This window comes from Nocardia sp. NPDC060255 (assembly GCF_042727395.1).
In the GTDB taxonomy this organism is placed as follows: domain Bacteria; phylum Actinomycetota; class Actinomycetes; order Mycobacteriales; family Mycobacteriaceae; genus Nocardia.
In genome coordinates, this window is sequence record NZ_JBHXAU010000003.1 from 55,852 (window position 1) to 70,220 (window position 14,369).

Sequence of the window (14,369 nt, forward strand, 5' to 3'; positions counted from 1 at the left end):
GCCGGGCCGAAGCACCGAATGGTCAGACACCAGAAATCGGGGCCGACCCCAAATCGCTTCCGGCAGAGATTGTCACTGCCAGCTATTTCGGGGACAAAAACTGTCAGTCGCCCATTAGTTGCGCGGCAATGGTCGCACCGAGCTCCCAGCAGCGCTGGATGTCGTCCTTCGTCGGCGGTCCCGACACGATCACCGGTGCGGCCGCCTGTTGCCAGCCGAGGCCGGTGGTGACGCGTTCCACACCCCGTTCGGCGCCCTCGGTGCCTTCGTTGCCGTGCAAGTAGAAACCGAAGGGCCGACCGGTGGTCGAGTCGAGACAAGGATAGTAGAACGTGTCGAAGGCGTGCTTGAGTGCGCCGGACATGTAGCCGAGGTTGGCAGGGCTGCCGAGCAGATATCCGTTGGCGGCCAACACATCCGAGGCCGTGACGGCGAGGGCCGCGCGGCGCACGACCTGCACTCCCTCGATCTCCGGGTCGGTCGCGCCGGAGACCACCGCCTCGAACATGGCCTGCATGTGCGGGGACGGGGTGTGGTGGATGATCAGCAACTGCGTCACGGGACGAGCTTAGTGTGCGTGATGCGGTGCGCGGTCGACGCAGGCCGTCCAGTACGCAATGCGTGCTTGCTCGGCGAAATATCCTCCGATGAGAGCGAATTCACTCACCTTCCGGCGCTTACCCCGGTCGATTCGGCCAGGGCCGGGTCTAGTGCGTAGTAGAAATCGGCTATCGCCGTGTCGAGTTGTCGTCGGCGACGGCGTGTCGGTCAATATCGATGGGACCGTTCCGAATTGTGCAACGGGCAGGTTCTACCCTGCTTGATCCCGTTCGAGTTTTTCCAGTGCGACCGCGCGGCGCATGGTGGCGCGGGCGCGGGTGCGGTCGCCGGCGTAGTCGTAGGCGCGGGCCAGGCGGTAGGAGACGCGCCAGTTGTCGGGGTCTGCTTCCCATTCGGTTTTGACCTGGGCGAAGAGTTCGTCGGCCGCGTCGCGTTCGATGCGGCCGGAGGGGCGGTGCGGTAGCTCGGAGGTGTCGAGTTCGCGGCCCTCCTCGTGGATGCGGCGGGCCAGGCGCTGGTGGGCCAGGGCCGCGCGCACGGTGGCGGCGACCACCCAGACGCCGACGAACGGCAGGATCAGCACGCCGATGCCGATGAGGATGGCGGCGACATTGCCGGTGCCGATGAGGCTGAACGCGATTCGGCCGAGGAGCAGGAAGTAGAAGCCGAGCACGAGGACCAGGACCGCGAGGAACGCAACGACCTTGACGACTTCCCGGTTCTGCTTGGCCCCGTCCGCAGCCGATCCCGCGGCGTTCACGCCCGCACCTCGTTCACAGGTCGAGGAAGGGGTCGAGCCCGACGGTGAGGCCGGGGCGGTTGGCGATCTCGCGCACGCCGAGCAGCACGCCGGGCGCGAAGGAGGATCGGTCGATGGAGTCGTGCCGGATGGTGAGGGTTTCGCCCTGGGTGCCGAACAGCACCTCTTGATGGGCGACCAGTCCGGCCAGCCGCACCGAGTGCACCCGCACGCCGTCGACATCCGCGCCGCGGGCACCGTCCAGTTCGGTGGTGGTGGCGTCGGGGCTACGGCCGACGCCCGCCTTGTCGCGGGCGGCGGCGATCAAGCCCGCGGTGCGGTAGGCGGTGCCGGAGGGTGCATCGGCCTTGTTCGGGTGGTGCAGTTCGATCACCTCGACCGAGTCGAAGAACCGGGCGGCCTGTTCGGCGAAACGCATGGACAGCACCGCGCCGATGGCGAAGTTCGGTGCGATCAGCACGCCGGTGCCGGGGCGGTCGGTGAGCCAGCCGCGTACCTCGTCGAGGCGGGCGGCGTCGAAGCCGGTGGTGCCGACCACCGCGTGGATGCCGTTCTGCACCAGGAACTTCAGGTTACCCATCACCACGTCCGGGTGGGTGAAGTCCACGACGACCTGCGTGTTCGCCGCGGTGAACGCGTCGAGCGAATCGTCCTTGTCGACGGCGGCGACCAGTTCCAGATCGGCCGCCGCGTCTACCGCCGCGATGATGGCCTGTCCGACTTTGCCGCGTGCTCCGAGCACTCCGACCCGTATGGTCACCGCACCTCCTCTTTCCGCTTTTGTCGGTGTCAGCCTATCGACCGTGCCGGGGCGGCGGTCCGCTGACCTCTGTGATTCACATTGCTACATGCGCATGTTTGCGCGCGGGTGATCTCTCCCCTACCGTCGCGGGCGTGACTTCGATTCGGGAACGGGCAGCGATCTTCCTACGACAGCACGAACGCAAGAAACTTGCTGCCGGGCAGCATGATTGGCAGTACTACGCGGGCGGCACCGGCGATCCGGTGTTGCTGCTCAGCGGCGGGTCGGGGATCGGTATCGGCTGGCTGGATTTGGCGGATGCGTTGGTGCCGCGGTTCCGCACGATCGCGCCCGACTACCCGTCGAGTGTCGGGTCCTGTGCCGAGTTGGTCGACGGTTTTGTCGCGGTGCTCGATGCGGAGGGGATCGATCGGGCCCATGTGGTCGGTCAGTCGGCGGGTGGCATGTATGCGGAGCTCCTTTCACGTCGTGCGCCGGATCGGGTTCGGTCGCTTACCTTGTCGAGCACCGGGTTGTACGGACCGGAGGATGTCGATCGGTTGCGGATGCGGGTCGAGACCACCTTGGCGACGCCGTGGCCGGAGACGCAGGAGGCGATTCGTACCGCGTTGCGGAGCACCTGGCCGGACTCCGAGGAAGCCGAGTTCTGGATCGAGCAGGTGGTGACGGCCACCGACGCGGGCGGGAGCGCCGGTGCCGCCAATTCGTCTCGTCTGTTGCTCGAGCTCGCCGAGGGTGTCGATGAACTCCTCCGGGGTCCCGCCGGGGACGGCCCCACCCTGATCTTCCGCGCGGACGACGATCCGCTGATCACCACCACCCACACCGGGCGCCTGCGCGACCTGCATCCCGGCTGCGATTTCCGCACCTTTACCGAGGGCGGTCATTCCTTGTTGATCAGTCGAACCGCCGACTACATCGAGGTGGTGACCGAGTCCCTCACCCGCGCATAGCTATTCAGCCCACGGGCACAGTAGCGGCACCCCGGTCCCGCGGAAGTCCCTGCGGTTGCGCGTGACAACGGCGAGTCCGTGCGCTTCGGCTGTCGCGGCGATGAGGGCGTCCACAGCTTCTACGCGCTGGCCGATACCTTCGGCTCGGGCGCGGACGCGCCCCCACGCCTGTGCGACGCCGAAATCCACTGACAGTAGTCGCTCGTCGAATCTGTCGGCGACCTGATCCGTCAGCCACGTGGTCAGGCGAGCCTTCTTCCGTCCGTCGGACAACCGATCGACGCCGTGGCGGATCTCGCCGATCGTGATGACGCTCAGGAACATTCGTTCCTCGTCCGCTTCGTGCAACCAGCCGATCAGGCCGGGGTCGGGTCGCGGCTTGATCCACTCCGAGACGGCGTTGGTGTCCAGGAGATAGCCTGCGGGCTCGACCTCCAGCGCCATCACAGGGTCACGTCGCGGTGCTGCGGATCCGTTCTGTCACGCTCGACCACTAGACCGGAATCCCGTAGTGGCGAGTCGGCGAAGAATTCGGCCAGGCTCCCCTGCCGCGCGTTCCGGCGTCGCCATTCATCGATGGCTACGACGACGGCGACTTCACGCCCGTGCTTGCTGATCACCTGCGGTCCCTCCCGATCCACCGTGTCGATCAACTCGGACAATCTGGCCTTCGCGTCGGCAAGGGGCCATGCGACATCCGGCCGCTCCGATCGCTTTCTAGCCATCTGATCACCCGTTTCGACCATTTTGACTACTCTGACCAGATCAGGTTACCTACCCGACCGGCTCGGCGCCAGCCATATTCGCGGCCATCTTTTCCAGCACCCGCATGGTCTCGGCGAACTGCTCGTCGGTGACGCCCTCGGTCATCTGCCTGCGCCGCGCGCCGATCCGAATCCACGCCTGATCGTGGACCTCTCGGCCCGCGTCGGTCAGCGAGAGCGTGCCCGACTCGTCGACCACCAACCCCCGGGCGGCGACCGCGGCCAGTTCGGTCTCCCACTCCGACTGACCGTTCAGGAAAGTGTCGAGCGCGGCGTGCAGCTCGCTCGCCTGCTGCGGACCGTCCGAGAGCGAGTGCAGGATCTGCCAGTGCCTGCGGCTCAGTTCGCAGGCGGCGAGGTCCTCGTCGAAGCGCTCGGTGATCAGTCGATCGAGCTCGACGAGCCAGTAACCGATGTGGCGTCGAACGGCCATGATGTCCTCCAAAGCATGTATATCAACAACTACATGTACTATTACATGAAACTCTGGCGGATGGAAGAGCGCACGATAGGAGACCCGATGCACGAGCACGACGCGATCACCGAGGCCGTCGAAGCGGCGATGGTCCGGATCCGGCGCAGACAGACCCGAGGGGCACTCGCCGGCGACTCCCCGTTCCCGATCGCCCTGCACCAAGTCCTCGACGCCGTCGCCGCCACCGAATCCCCCACCGTCAGCACCCTGGCCCCCACCCTGGGCGTTGACCAGCCACGAGCCAGTCGTCTTGTCGCCCAGGCTGTTTCGCACGGCCTACTGGAACGAGTCGCCGACCAACAAGACGGCCGCCGCGCCGTCCTCCGCCTCACCAACAACGGCCAGCAGGCCATCACCGCCGCCAGCACCGGCCGCCGCACCGCCATGGCCGCCGCCATGTCCGACTGGACCGCCACCGAACGCAGCGAATTCGCCCGCCTACTCCAACGTTTCGTCGACGCCATGGACGCACCGACACACTGACCACCGCGCACCTTCCCACCTGCCGCGCACGGAGCAGTAGGCAAATCTACGCGCACCACACGAATCCGCGCGGGACTGTGCGCACCTACCAGTCAAAGGCCGATCGCCTGTCGCAGCGCCTGATCCACGGCAAGTTCAACTGCCTACCAACGCGTTTCGTAGACGTTGGCGACGCGCCCGCCCCATACCCGCCGCGCGTACCTTCCGGCCCGCCGCGCACGAAACAGGAGGCAAATCCACGCGCACCACACGAATCCGCGCGCGGGCCCGAGCGCTCCTCATTAGTCGAAGGCCGATCACAGGTTATAGGGCGTTCCCACGACGAGATCACCTGTCTGCTAAAGCGTTTCGTCGATGTGGTCGATGCGCCGGACCACGTCCGTCGCGCGCACCTTCCCGCCCGCCGCGCACGAAATAGTCGACTAATCCGCGCGCGCCACACGAATCCGCGCGCCTCTCGTCAGTCGAAGGCTGAATGCCTGTCACATGCGCGACCCAAGGCGAGTTTGCCTGCCCGCTACAGCGTTTCGTTGACGCGGTGACGCACCGGCCCCAAGCTCACCGCGCGCATGTTTCCGCCCGCCGCGCACGAAACAATCGGCAAATCTGCGCGCGGCATGCAAATCCGTTCGCGGCGCTTGCTGCAGCTGAGCGTTAGCGACGTGCCGCGGTACGGGTACTCGGCGTTGGTTGACCAGGTGTCGGTCGCGGTGGCGGCTGTCGTCAGTCGAAGACGATCACCTGGCGGAGGGCGTGGCCTGCGGCGAGTTCGTCCATGGCGTGGTTGATTTCGTCGAGGCCGATGTGGGCGGAGACCAGGCGTTCGACGGGGAGGCGGCCCTCACGCCACATTCGGACGTAGGTGGGAATGTCGCGGGCCGGGACTGCCGAGCCCAGATAGCTGCCGATGATCGAACGGCCTTGTGCGACAAGGGCGAGCGGGGAGATGCTGGCGCGAGCATCGGGGGCGGGCAGGCCGACGGTGACCGTGGTGCCGCCGGGAGCTGTCGCGGCTACGGCGGTTTCGAAGGCGCGAATGTTGCCTGCGGCCTCGACAACGATCTCCGCCTGGACACCCAACTCGGCCACCTGCGCCGGGGCGTAGGCCGCAGTCGCGCCCAATTCCTTTGCCAGGGTGAGCTTTTCCGGAACGGTGTCGACGGCGATTACCTCGTGACCATCGGCCGCCAATGACACCGCGACCAGTACCGCTGCCATGCCGACACCGCCGAGCCCGACCACCATGATCCGATCCCCCGGCCCCGGCTTGGCCGAATTCAACAGTGCGCCACCGCCGGTCAAGACAGCGCACCCGAGGACAGCCGCCACCTCGGGCGGCACGTCGTCGTCCACCGGAACCACCGACCTGCGGTCCACCACCGCATGCGTCGCGAAGGCGGACACGCCGAGATGGTGGTGCACCTCCGCGCCGTCCCGGCTCAGCCGCCGCCCACCGCCCAGCAATTCACCCGCGTTGTTTGCGACACTGCCCGGCACGCACGGCGTCCGCCCATCGGTGGCGCAGCCCGCGCATTCGCCGCAACGCGGCAGGAAGGTCATCACCACGCGCTGCCCGATCGCGAGATCGCTGCCGCCCGGCCCGATCCCCTCGACGCGCCCCGCCGCCTCGTGACCGAGCAGCATCGGCACCGGCCGCACCCGATTCCCGTCGACCACCGACAGGTCCGAATGACACAGCCCCGCCGCCTCGATCCGAACCAGCAGCTCCCCCGCCCCCGGCTCCCCGAGCTCCAACTCACCGACACTGATCGGCGCCGACTCGGCGAACGGCACGGGCGCCGCGATCCGCTCCAGGACCGCCCCACGAATCTTCATTCCGCCGACGCTACCGTCCACACTGTCCCAGGCACAGAGATCACCCGCCCTCGCCCTCAACTTCAGCTGCCGCGCACGAAACAGCCAGCAATTCCGCACGCAGCCCACCAATTCACGCGCGGGGCTGCACCCACCGCGACCGGCAAAACTACGATCCAGTACCCGTACCGCCACGCACATCCTCGCTGCCCTCGCACGAAACAGCCAGCCGCGCCCATGCTGGCCTGCCGCGCACGACATAGCTGGCAGTTCCATGCGCAGCTCGACAATTCGCGCGCGGGGCTGCACCCACCGCGACCGGCAAAGCTGCGATCCAGTACCCGTACCGCCACGCACATCCTCGCTGCCGCGCACGAAACAGCCAGCCGCGCCTATGCTGGCCTGCCGCGCACAAAACAGTCAGCAATTCCGCACGCAGCCCACCAATTCGCGCGCGGGGCTGCACTTACCGCGACCCGCAAAGCTACGTTCCAGTACTCGTACCGCCACGCACAAGCTCGCTGCCCGCACGAAACAGCCAGCAATTCCGCACGCAATCCACCACTTCGCGCGCGGAGCGCACCCATCGCGACCCGCAAAGCTACGATCCAGTACTCGTACCGCCACGCACATGCTCGCTGCCGCGCACGAAACAGCCAGCCGCGCCCATGCTGGCCTGCCGCGCACAAAACAGTCAGCAATTCCGCACGCAGCCACCAATTCGCGCGCGGGGCTGCACCTACCGCGACCGGCAAAGCTACGTTTCAGTACTCGTACCGCCACGCACAAGCTCGCTGCCCGCACGAAACAGCCAGCCGCGCCCATGCTGGCCTGCCGCGCACGACATAGCTGGCAGTTCCATGCGCAGCTCGACAATTCGCGCGCGGCGTGCGCTCGGGGCGCGTGGCTTGGCTCAGTGGGGGTGGATGCGGCCGACAGGTTCGTACGTGGGCTGTGAATTCGTGTGTGACGGGCGAGTGGGCCCCGACGACGCTGAGCGTGGCTATCGCACGCGGTCGGCGACGGATGTTGCGCGGTACAGCACCCATTCGAGGGGGCCGCGGGGGAAGAAGCGGGTCCAGCAGTAGGCGAACATCATGATGATTGCGCTCAGGCTCAGCAGGACGGGGAGCGAACCGGCGGGGAGGACGTCGAAGCCGAGCACTGCGATCGCGAATACGTGGAATACGTAGGCGGTCAATGACATGCTGCCGACTGCGATCAGTGGCGTGGCCAGCCGTTGGAACCGCTGGGATTCGGCGCATGCGGCCAGGCAGGCGACGAGCACCGTGAGGGCGACACCTGTGTTCGCGATGATCGACAACGTGGTTTCGCTGTGCGGCATCGCCACCAGCAGGTATCGCCAGCCGGACGGATCCTCGGCCATGTCGGACCACCACGGCGCGTACATGATTTCGGGCCGCGCCGACACACCGGGCGCGAGATGCAGGGCCAGCGCGGAGCCGCCGTAACCGAGCGCCGCCAGGCCGATGCCAGTCACCGCCAGACGAACGCGAATCACGTTGGCGGACAAGTCGAGTCGAGCGACCGCCATACCCGCGAGCACGAACGGCAGCCAGCAGAGTGCCGGATAACTACCGTTGAGCAGCAGCCCGACCAACCCGTTGCTGCTCGAGCTCGGATCGCCGCGCCCACTCAGCCACGCCAGCGGATCGAACCGATTGACGGCCGCGGTCCAGCCGGAATCCGTCGCGATCACCGCAAACACAATCTGCGGCAACACCACCGCACTCACCGCCGCGAGCACGGCCAACGTGCCGGCGCGCAACCGAGCCAGCGGCAACGCCAGCAGGAAGTACAACCCGTAGTAGGCCAGGATCACCTCGACCTTCGTCCCGGACGCGGTCAACGCGGTACCCACCACCAGCAAGATGCCCGCCCGGATCAATATCTTCACCCGAGCCTGCCGACCGGCCTGCCCCATCCTCGGCACCCGCCGCCCCGTGATCAGCAGAATCGAAAACCCCGCAAGGAACGCGAACAACGCCGACGACCGCCCATGCGTCACCTCCATCACGAACCCGATCACCCCACCCTCATCCGGATTCGGCCCCACATGCGCCGCATACATCCCGAGCACCGCAAGCCCACGCGCAAGATCCACGCCGAGCAACCGCGCCCCGGAACGCACTACATCACCGGCCCGCACGGCGTCATCGCCCCGCGCCGCGTCGCTGGCCCGCGCCACATCATCGGCCCGCATCGCAGCACCAATCAGCGCAGCATGACCAGTACGCACTGCGTCGCCGAGACGCACCGCATCACCAACCCCCACCGCGTCATCGCTCCGCACTGCAGCGCCGGCCCGCGCGGCAACACCTGTCAGCACGGCGTCGCCGGTACGCGCCACGTCGACAACCTGCTCGGCGTCACCGGTGAGCACACTCCGCACCGGATCACCGAGCCGTGCATCATCGGTCCGTATTGCAGGGCCGGACAGCATGGCGGCACCGGTCAGCACTGCATCACCGGCCCGTGCCGCATCGCTGGCCCGCGCCACACCATCGGCCCGCATCGCAGCGTCGGCCCCCGTTGCAGCACCAATCAGCGCAGCATGACCAATACGCACTGCGTCGCCGGGACGCACCGCATCACCAACCCCCGCCGCATCATCGCTCCGCACTGCAGCGCCGGACGGCGTTGCAACACATGTCAGCACGGCGTCGCCGGTACGCGCCACGTCGACAACCTGCTCGGTGTCACCGGCGAGCACAGCATTACCCCTCCGCACCGGATCGCCGACCCGTGCATTACCGCTCCGTATTGCAGGGCCGGACAGCGTTGCGGCATCGGTCAGCACCGCATCACCGGCCCGTGCCGCATCGCTGGCGCGCACCACATCATCGATTCGCATTGCATCATCGGCCTGCATCACAGCAGCCGTCAGCGCGGCATGACCAGTACGCGCTGCGTCATCAACCCGCACGGTGCCACCCGCCCGCTCAACGTCACCCGCCCCCGCTGCCTCGCCAATCCGCACCGCATCACCGGTCCGCGTGTGCCCATCAACTCGCACCTCGCCGTCATCACCATCGACCTCAGTCGGCTGACCGACACCGCCGGATGCCGGAAGTCCGTTGTGTCCCATACGTTCAGCGTCGACAAAGCTTGATCTATCCGGTATCCGGCACGCGTCCGGTCCGCCTCCGCTCATCGGCGGCCGGTGACCCGCCGGTTGGCTGGATCATCCCCGCCGATCGGCCGTCCGACCGCCTCGCCGACAGGTTGGCTTACCTGCCGGATCTAGGCTCACGTGCGGAAACGGCGAATGTGTTGGAGGTGTGGCGGGTGATCCGGGTGGTGGTCGTCGACGACGAGGCGCTGGTGCGCTCCGGGTTCGAGTTGATCTTGAATGCGGCCGCCGACATCGAGGTGGTGGCTACGGCGACCGGGTCGGCGGCGCTGTCGGCGGTCGAGACGACGCGGCCGGACGTGGTGCTGCTGGATATCAGGATGCCCGACGTCGACGGCCTGACCGTGCTGCGGCTGCTGCGCGCGCTGCCGGACCCGCCGGTGGTGGCGATGCTGACGACGTTCGACACCGACGACTACATTCTGTCCGCATTACGTTCCGGCGCAGCGGGTTTCGTGCTCAAGGACACCGAGCCCGAGCAGCTCGCCCAGCTGACGCGCACCCTCGCGTCGGGCGGTGTCGTGCTGTCGCCGAAAGTGTCGGCCACCCTGCTGCGCAACGCCGAGCCCGCCACCACGGCGGAGATCGACGCCGACGCCGCGCGGGTCGAGCGGCTGACCGAGCGGGAACGCGCGGTGCTCGTGCTGATCGCCACCGGCCTGTCGAATGCCGAGATCGGTCAGCGGATCCACCTGAGTGTCGGCACGGTGAAGGACCATGTCAGCGGGATCTTCACCAAATTGCGGGTGACCAGCCGCGTGCAAGCGGCGTTGCTCGCGCAGCGGGCCGGAATCCTGCCGTGAACCGGCTTCCGCCGTGGCTGATCGACCTCGCGCTGGTCGCGGTGGCCGTCGCCGATGTGCTCGTCGACGGCGAGGACAACTCTCGCGTCGAGTTGATCGCAGGTGGTATCGCGTGCGCCGCTTTGCTGCTGCGCCGCCGCTACCCGTTGCTCGCCTTCGCGTTGACGCTGCCCGCGAGCTGGATGCTTGCCAACCTCGCCGCCCCGGCGATCGCGCTGTACACCCTGGCCCAACGCACCAGCAATCGCCCGCTGCTGTGGGGTTCAGTACTCGCCACCTCGATCGCCGCGTCCGCCCCGTGGCCACCCGGGCATGCCCTCGACCAGCGCGGCTCGCTCGTCACGTTCGCGTACTCGCTGGCCTGGGCGGGTGCCCCGGTGCTGCTCGGCCAGTTGGTGCGGACCCGCCGAGACCTGTCCGCCCGGTTGGTCGAGATCGAGGAGGCACGCGACCACGAACGGCAACTGCACGCGCAGGCGGTGCTGGCCCGCGAACGCGCGCAGATCGGCCGCGAAATGCACGACGTGGTCGCGCATCAGGTCAGTTTGATCGCCGTGCGCGCGGGCGCACTCCAGGTCGCGGCCACCGATCCCGACGCCGCCGAGGCCGCGCGCACCATCCGCCGGCTCAGTGTCGACACCTTGGACGAGCTCCGCCACATGGTCACGCTGCTGCGCGCCGCGGGCGGCCAGAGCACCGAGCTCACGCCGCAGCCGACGCTCGCCGACCTGCGAAAGCTGCTCGACTCCAGCGGTATTCAGGTCGAACTGCGCGGCGAACTGCCCGACGAACTGGCCGCGCCCGGCCAGCGCACCATCTATCGGACGGTGCAGGAGGCGCTCACCAACGTCCGCAAGCACGCGCCCGGCGCGACCGCGACGGTGTCGCTGTGGCACGACAGCGACCACTTCGGCGTCACCGTCACCAACACCGAGCCGACCCGTCCCGCGGTGTCGCTGCCCAGCTCGCGACACGGACTGGTCGGCCTCGCCGAACGGGCCGAACTGCTCGGCGGCAGTTTCGAATCCGGGCCGACCACCGAGCGCGGCTATCGCGCGGTGCTGCGCCTGCCCCGCTGAGCCGAAACATGGTCTGCGTCACTGGATAGTGGCGAAATCCATGGGACGTTTGCTAGCGTCGATGACTGTGACGGTGCTCCCGTTGGCCGCCTTGTACCGAGCCCGGGGTCGGGACCGTCACGGCACAAGGAGAAATCCCCTGTCAGTACAGTTCAATCACACCATTGTCGGTTGCCGCGATAGTCGAGTAACCGCAGAATTCTGGTCAGACATCCTCGGCACGGAACTCGGCCCCGAATGGGGCCCATTCATTCCGCTGCCACTGGATAACTCGGTGACTTTCGATTTCGCGAACGTGCCACCGCACGTCACCGAAATCGCGCCGCAGCACTACGCCTTCCTGATCTCCGAACCCGAATTCGACGTGGCCTACGCCAAGATCCAGCGCTACCAGCTGGACCACTGGGCCGACCCACGTCAGCAGGGCGTCAATGAGATCAACCACAATGACGGCGGCCGCGGCGTCTACTTCCTGGATCCCAACGGGCACTTCATGGAATTGATCACCGTTCCGTACGGCGGTTGGCCGAGCTGATAAACCTTGGGGCGGCGTCCATCCGGATGCCGCCCCTCGCCATCTCCCACTCCGGTCGAGTTCGGTGGGAATTTACGGATAGACCGGCTGATCGCTTTCCAGTTGCTATTCGACTGTCGCGGTGTGTATTCAGGGCGAACGGATAATCCGTCAGTCGGCGAGTAACTCCGGCGGCCACGGGTTGGGCTTCACGTTGCCCGGCTTACGAGTCGGGATGTCGTCCCAGTCGAAATGGGTACCGACCCAGGCCCGCGGGCGATCGAAGGTGACTTCGCCTGCGGTGAAGCGCGCGTCGACGAAGGAGATGTCGCCGAAGAAGTCGCCCTCGGTGAAATCGACGGCGCGGCCGGCGAAGGTGGTGCCAGTGAAGGTGGTCGTGCCGTGGAATTCGGCTCGGCTGAAGTCGGTTTCGCGGGTGCCGCGGTTGCGCATGCGCGCGGGTGCGCCGATGCGGGTGTCGTCGAAGTCGACGGTGCCCGCTTCGAACTGGGCGCCCGCGAAGGTGATTCGCGGGCTGGTGAGGTCGGCACCGGTGAAGGCGAGGTGCTGACCGTCCAGGGTCGCACGCTCGAACGACGTGAGTTCGGCGTGGAACTTCGTGTCCTGGAACGATGTTCGCGCACCGTTGGTTCGCACGCCGTTGAAAGTCGTTCGCGCCCCGACGAAGCTGGCCTTCTCGAACGACACCGAACCGTCGAACGTCGCGCCGTCGAAAGTGGTGCCGTAACTGGCACGTTCGGCCTTCTCCGGTCGGGTCGAACCGAACTGCGCGTGCTCGAACAGCACGGGACCGTCTTCGAAGACCGCGTCGCGGAACGTGACGTGCGGACCCGCGAAGATCGCGTGCTCGAAGGTGGTGCGGCCGATGAACACCGCGCGGGCGAACGAGATGTTGCGCCCGGTGAACACCGCGTGCCGGAAGTCCGCGCGTTCGAGGACGGCGTTGTTGAAGGTGAATTCGCAATCCGACCAGGAGGTGTCGGCCGAGCGCTGCAGATGATCGGCGATCACCTGCACGATGGTGCGGCGCACCTCCCGATCGTTCTGCCGGAACTGATAGACCCGTTCGACCTTCAGGCCGGACTCGTCCACCGTCTCCGCCTGCGAGACAAGGTGATTCGCGCCGGCGACCGGGTCGTAGGGCAGTCGCAGGTAGGCGCAGAGCACGTCGACGCACTGCTGGCGGCGGCTCGGCGAACGGAACTCGTCGGCGATCCCGGTCATCGCGTAGACCCCGGCGATCCGCACCGCCACATCGGCATCGCCCAGTTGCCGCGAGGCCGCCCCGAACAGTTCGGCGAAGCGCCCGCGTTCGAGGTCGCGCTGCCGCCGGTAGGCCACCACCAGGGCGACCGCGGCGCCGACGCCCGCGGCGACCGCCAACGCGATCTTGGTGAGGTCCAGCTGATTCGGCGTCTCGGCCTTGGCCCCGAGCGCCAGCCACAGCAGCCACCAGGTGAGCGCTGCGATACCGAGGCCGCAGACAACCGCCACCAGCACCGCGAGCAGCAACGCCGCGCGGTGCAGTCGGTCGCCCAACCTCCCCCATCGCATTAGCGCATGGTAGCCGCATTGCCGCCCGTCGACTACCGGACAAGATCGGCTATCGCTGCGCCCCAAACGCTTTCAAATGTCCTCTATCCATGCGTGGCAGCGGCGCTATTGCCGAGTGCGACGCGTAGGCGCCGAGTGGCCCAATACGGACAGCGGGCGGCCGCGTCGCTGGGCTACTCGGACGGCTCGCTCGAGTAGTCTGCGGACATGTCTGCTTCCGATTCGCTCGACCCGGTCGCCGAGGTCGAGGCCGTGCACGCGCTGCTCGCCACCTGGCTGGGGACCGACGCGGAACCGGACATCCTGGAACGATTCGCCGCGACCCAGCACGACACGATGTCCATGGTGACCACGTCCGGCGCACGGTTGAGTCGTTCCGAGCTGCTGTCGGGACTGCGCCGCGCGCGCCATTCCCGGCCCGGCCTCGATATCGAGATCTCCGAGGTAGAGGTGCTGTTCACCGAGGGCAAGGTGACCGTTGTTCGCTTCATGGAACGACACCACTTCTCCGGAAAGCACGCCGACCGCTGGACGACGGCGGTGCTGACCACCGAGTCCAGCCCGCCTCGCTACAGCTGGCGGGTACTGCACGAGACCGACGCCCCCGGCGACTGATCCACGGCCGTACCGCTCCCGTCCGGTAGAAAGGGTGCAGCAAACGTGCGGCACT

Annotated in this window: 16 protein-coding genes; 7 read left to right on the forward strand and 9 right to left on the reverse strand. The window is 67.2% G+C overall.

All coding sequences use genetic code 11. The annotated features are described in order from the left end of the window. Nucleotides 1–103: 103 nt before the first annotated feature. From ACFWF1_RS08515 to dapB, 3 genes are all read right to left on the reverse strand, one after another. Nucleotides 104–559 carry a flavodoxin family protein gene (locus tag ACFWF1_RS08515; protein WP_379284541.1) on the reverse strand — a complete coding sequence of 152 codons (456 nt, stop codon included), beginning with the start codon at nt 557–559 and terminating at the stop codon, nt 104–106. A gap of 252 nt (nt 560–811) precedes the next feature. Further along, nucleotides 812–1,321: a hypothetical protein gene (locus ACFWF1_RS08520; RefSeq protein ID WP_379284542.1), complete on the reverse strand. Its 510-nt coding sequence runs from the start codon at nt 1,319–1,321 to the stop codon at nt 812–814. 13 nt (nt 1,322–1,334) lie between these two features. Next, nucleotides 1,335–2,081: a 4-hydroxy-tetrahydrodipicolinate reductase gene (gene dapB / locus ACFWF1_RS08525; RefSeq protein ID WP_379284543.1), complete on the reverse strand. Its 747-nt coding sequence runs from the start codon at nt 2,079–2,081 to the stop codon at nt 1,335–1,337. Nucleotides 2,082–2,215: 134 nt separating this feature from the next. On the opposite strand from dapB, the gene ACFWF1_RS08530 reads away from it, so the two are divergent. Next, a complete protein-coding gene (locus tag ACFWF1_RS08530) occupies nt 2,216–3,037 on the forward strand; it encodes an alpha/beta fold hydrolase (RefSeq protein WP_379284544.1) in 822 nt (273 codons plus the stop codon). Here ACFWF1_RS08530 and ACFWF1_RS08535 read toward each other — a convergent pair whose 3' ends face one another. From ACFWF1_RS08535 to ACFWF1_RS08545, 3 genes are read right to left on the reverse strand one after another with little or no spacing between them, the layout of a single operon-like run. After that, the gene (locus ACFWF1_RS08535; protein WP_379284546.1) at nt 3,038–3,481 is read right to left on the reverse strand and encodes a type II toxin-antitoxin system VapC family toxin; all 444 of its coding nucleotides are present in this window, start codon (nt 3,479–3,481) and stop codon (nt 3,038–3,040) included. Then, nucleotides 3,481–3,762, reverse strand: coding sequence for a type II toxin-antitoxin system Phd/YefM family antitoxin (locus ACFWF1_RS08540; protein WP_379284547.1), 282 nt, complete (start codon nt 3,760–3,762; stop codon nt 3,481–3,483). Before ACFWF1_RS08540 ends, ACFWF1_RS08535 begins: the two co-directional genes overlap by 1 nt. Before the next feature lie 49 nt (nt 3,763–3,811). Next, the gene (locus tag ACFWF1_RS08545; RefSeq protein ID WP_379284548.1) at nt 3,812–4,234 is read right to left on the reverse strand and encodes a MarR family winged helix-turn-helix transcriptional regulator; all 423 of its coding nucleotides are present in this window, start codon (nt 4,232–4,234) and stop codon (nt 3,812–3,814) included. A 15-nt stretch (nt 4,235–4,249) separates the two neighbouring features. Here ACFWF1_RS08545 and ACFWF1_RS08550 point away from each other — a divergent pair, with 15 nt between their 5' ends. Continuing rightward, a complete protein-coding gene (locus ACFWF1_RS08550; protein WP_379322163.1) occupies nt 4,250–4,759 on the forward strand; it encodes a MarR family winged helix-turn-helix transcriptional regulator in 510 nt (169 codons plus the stop codon). A gap of 723 nt (nt 4,760–5,482) precedes the next feature. On the opposite strand, the gene ACFWF1_RS08555 is transcribed toward ACFWF1_RS08550, so the two are convergent. Together ACFWF1_RS08555 and ACFWF1_RS08560 are read right to left on the reverse strand one after the other, a co-directional pair. Beyond that, complete coding sequence (locus ACFWF1_RS08555; protein ID WP_379284550.1) at nt 5,483–6,595, reverse strand: alcohol dehydrogenase catalytic domain-containing protein; 1,113 nt, start codon at nt 6,593–6,595, stop codon at nt 5,483–5,485. Between the two features lie 982 nt (nt 6,596–7,577). Beyond that, nucleotides 7,578–8,798: a DUF418 domain-containing protein gene (locus ACFWF1_RS08560; RefSeq protein WP_379284552.1), complete on the reverse strand. Its 1,221-nt coding sequence runs from the start codon at nt 8,796–8,798 to the stop codon at nt 7,578–7,580. Between the two features lie 21 nt (nt 8,799–8,819). Here ACFWF1_RS08560 and ACFWF1_RS08565 point away from each other — a divergent pair, with 21 nt between their 5' ends. From ACFWF1_RS08565 to ACFWF1_RS08580, 4 genes are all read left to right on the forward strand, one after another. After that, complete coding sequence (locus tag ACFWF1_RS08565) at nt 8,820–9,707, forward strand: hypothetical protein (RefSeq protein ID WP_379284553.1); 888 nt, start codon at nt 8,820–8,822, stop codon at nt 9,705–9,707. Then, nucleotides 9,704–10,531, forward strand: a complete 828-nt coding sequence (locus ACFWF1_RS08570; protein ID WP_379284554.1) for a response regulator — start codon at nt 9,704–9,706, stop codon at nt 10,529–10,531. Before ACFWF1_RS08565 ends, ACFWF1_RS08570 begins: the two co-directional genes overlap by 4 nt. Further along, the gene (locus ACFWF1_RS08575) at nt 10,528–11,610 is read left to right on the forward strand and encodes a sensor histidine kinase (RefSeq protein WP_379284555.1); all 1,083 of its coding nucleotides are present in this window, start codon (nt 10,528–10,530) and stop codon (nt 11,608–11,610) included. The genes ACFWF1_RS08570 and ACFWF1_RS08575 overlap by 4 nt, the downstream gene beginning before the upstream one ends. A gap of 139 nt (nt 11,611–11,749) precedes the next feature. Further along, nucleotides 11,750–12,145: a VOC family protein gene (locus ACFWF1_RS08580; RefSeq protein WP_379284855.1), complete on the forward strand. Its 396-nt coding sequence runs from the start codon at nt 11,750–11,752 to the stop codon at nt 12,143–12,145. A 150-nt stretch (nt 12,146–12,295) separates the two neighbouring features. On the opposite strand, the gene ACFWF1_RS08585 is transcribed toward ACFWF1_RS08580, so the two are convergent. Beyond that, on the reverse strand, nt 12,296–13,699 hold the full coding sequence (locus tag ACFWF1_RS08585; RefSeq protein ID WP_379284556.1) for a pentapeptide repeat-containing protein: 1,404 nt from the start codon (nt 13,697–13,699) through the stop codon (nt 12,296–12,298). A 207-nt stretch (nt 13,700–13,906) separates the two neighbouring features. On the opposite strand from ACFWF1_RS08585, the gene ACFWF1_RS08590 reads away from it, so the two are divergent. Beyond that, nucleotides 13,907–14,314, forward strand: coding sequence for a hypothetical protein (locus ACFWF1_RS08590; protein WP_379284557.1), 408 nt, complete (start codon nt 13,907–13,909; stop codon nt 14,312–14,314). Nucleotides 14,315–14,369: the final 55 nt, after the last annotated feature.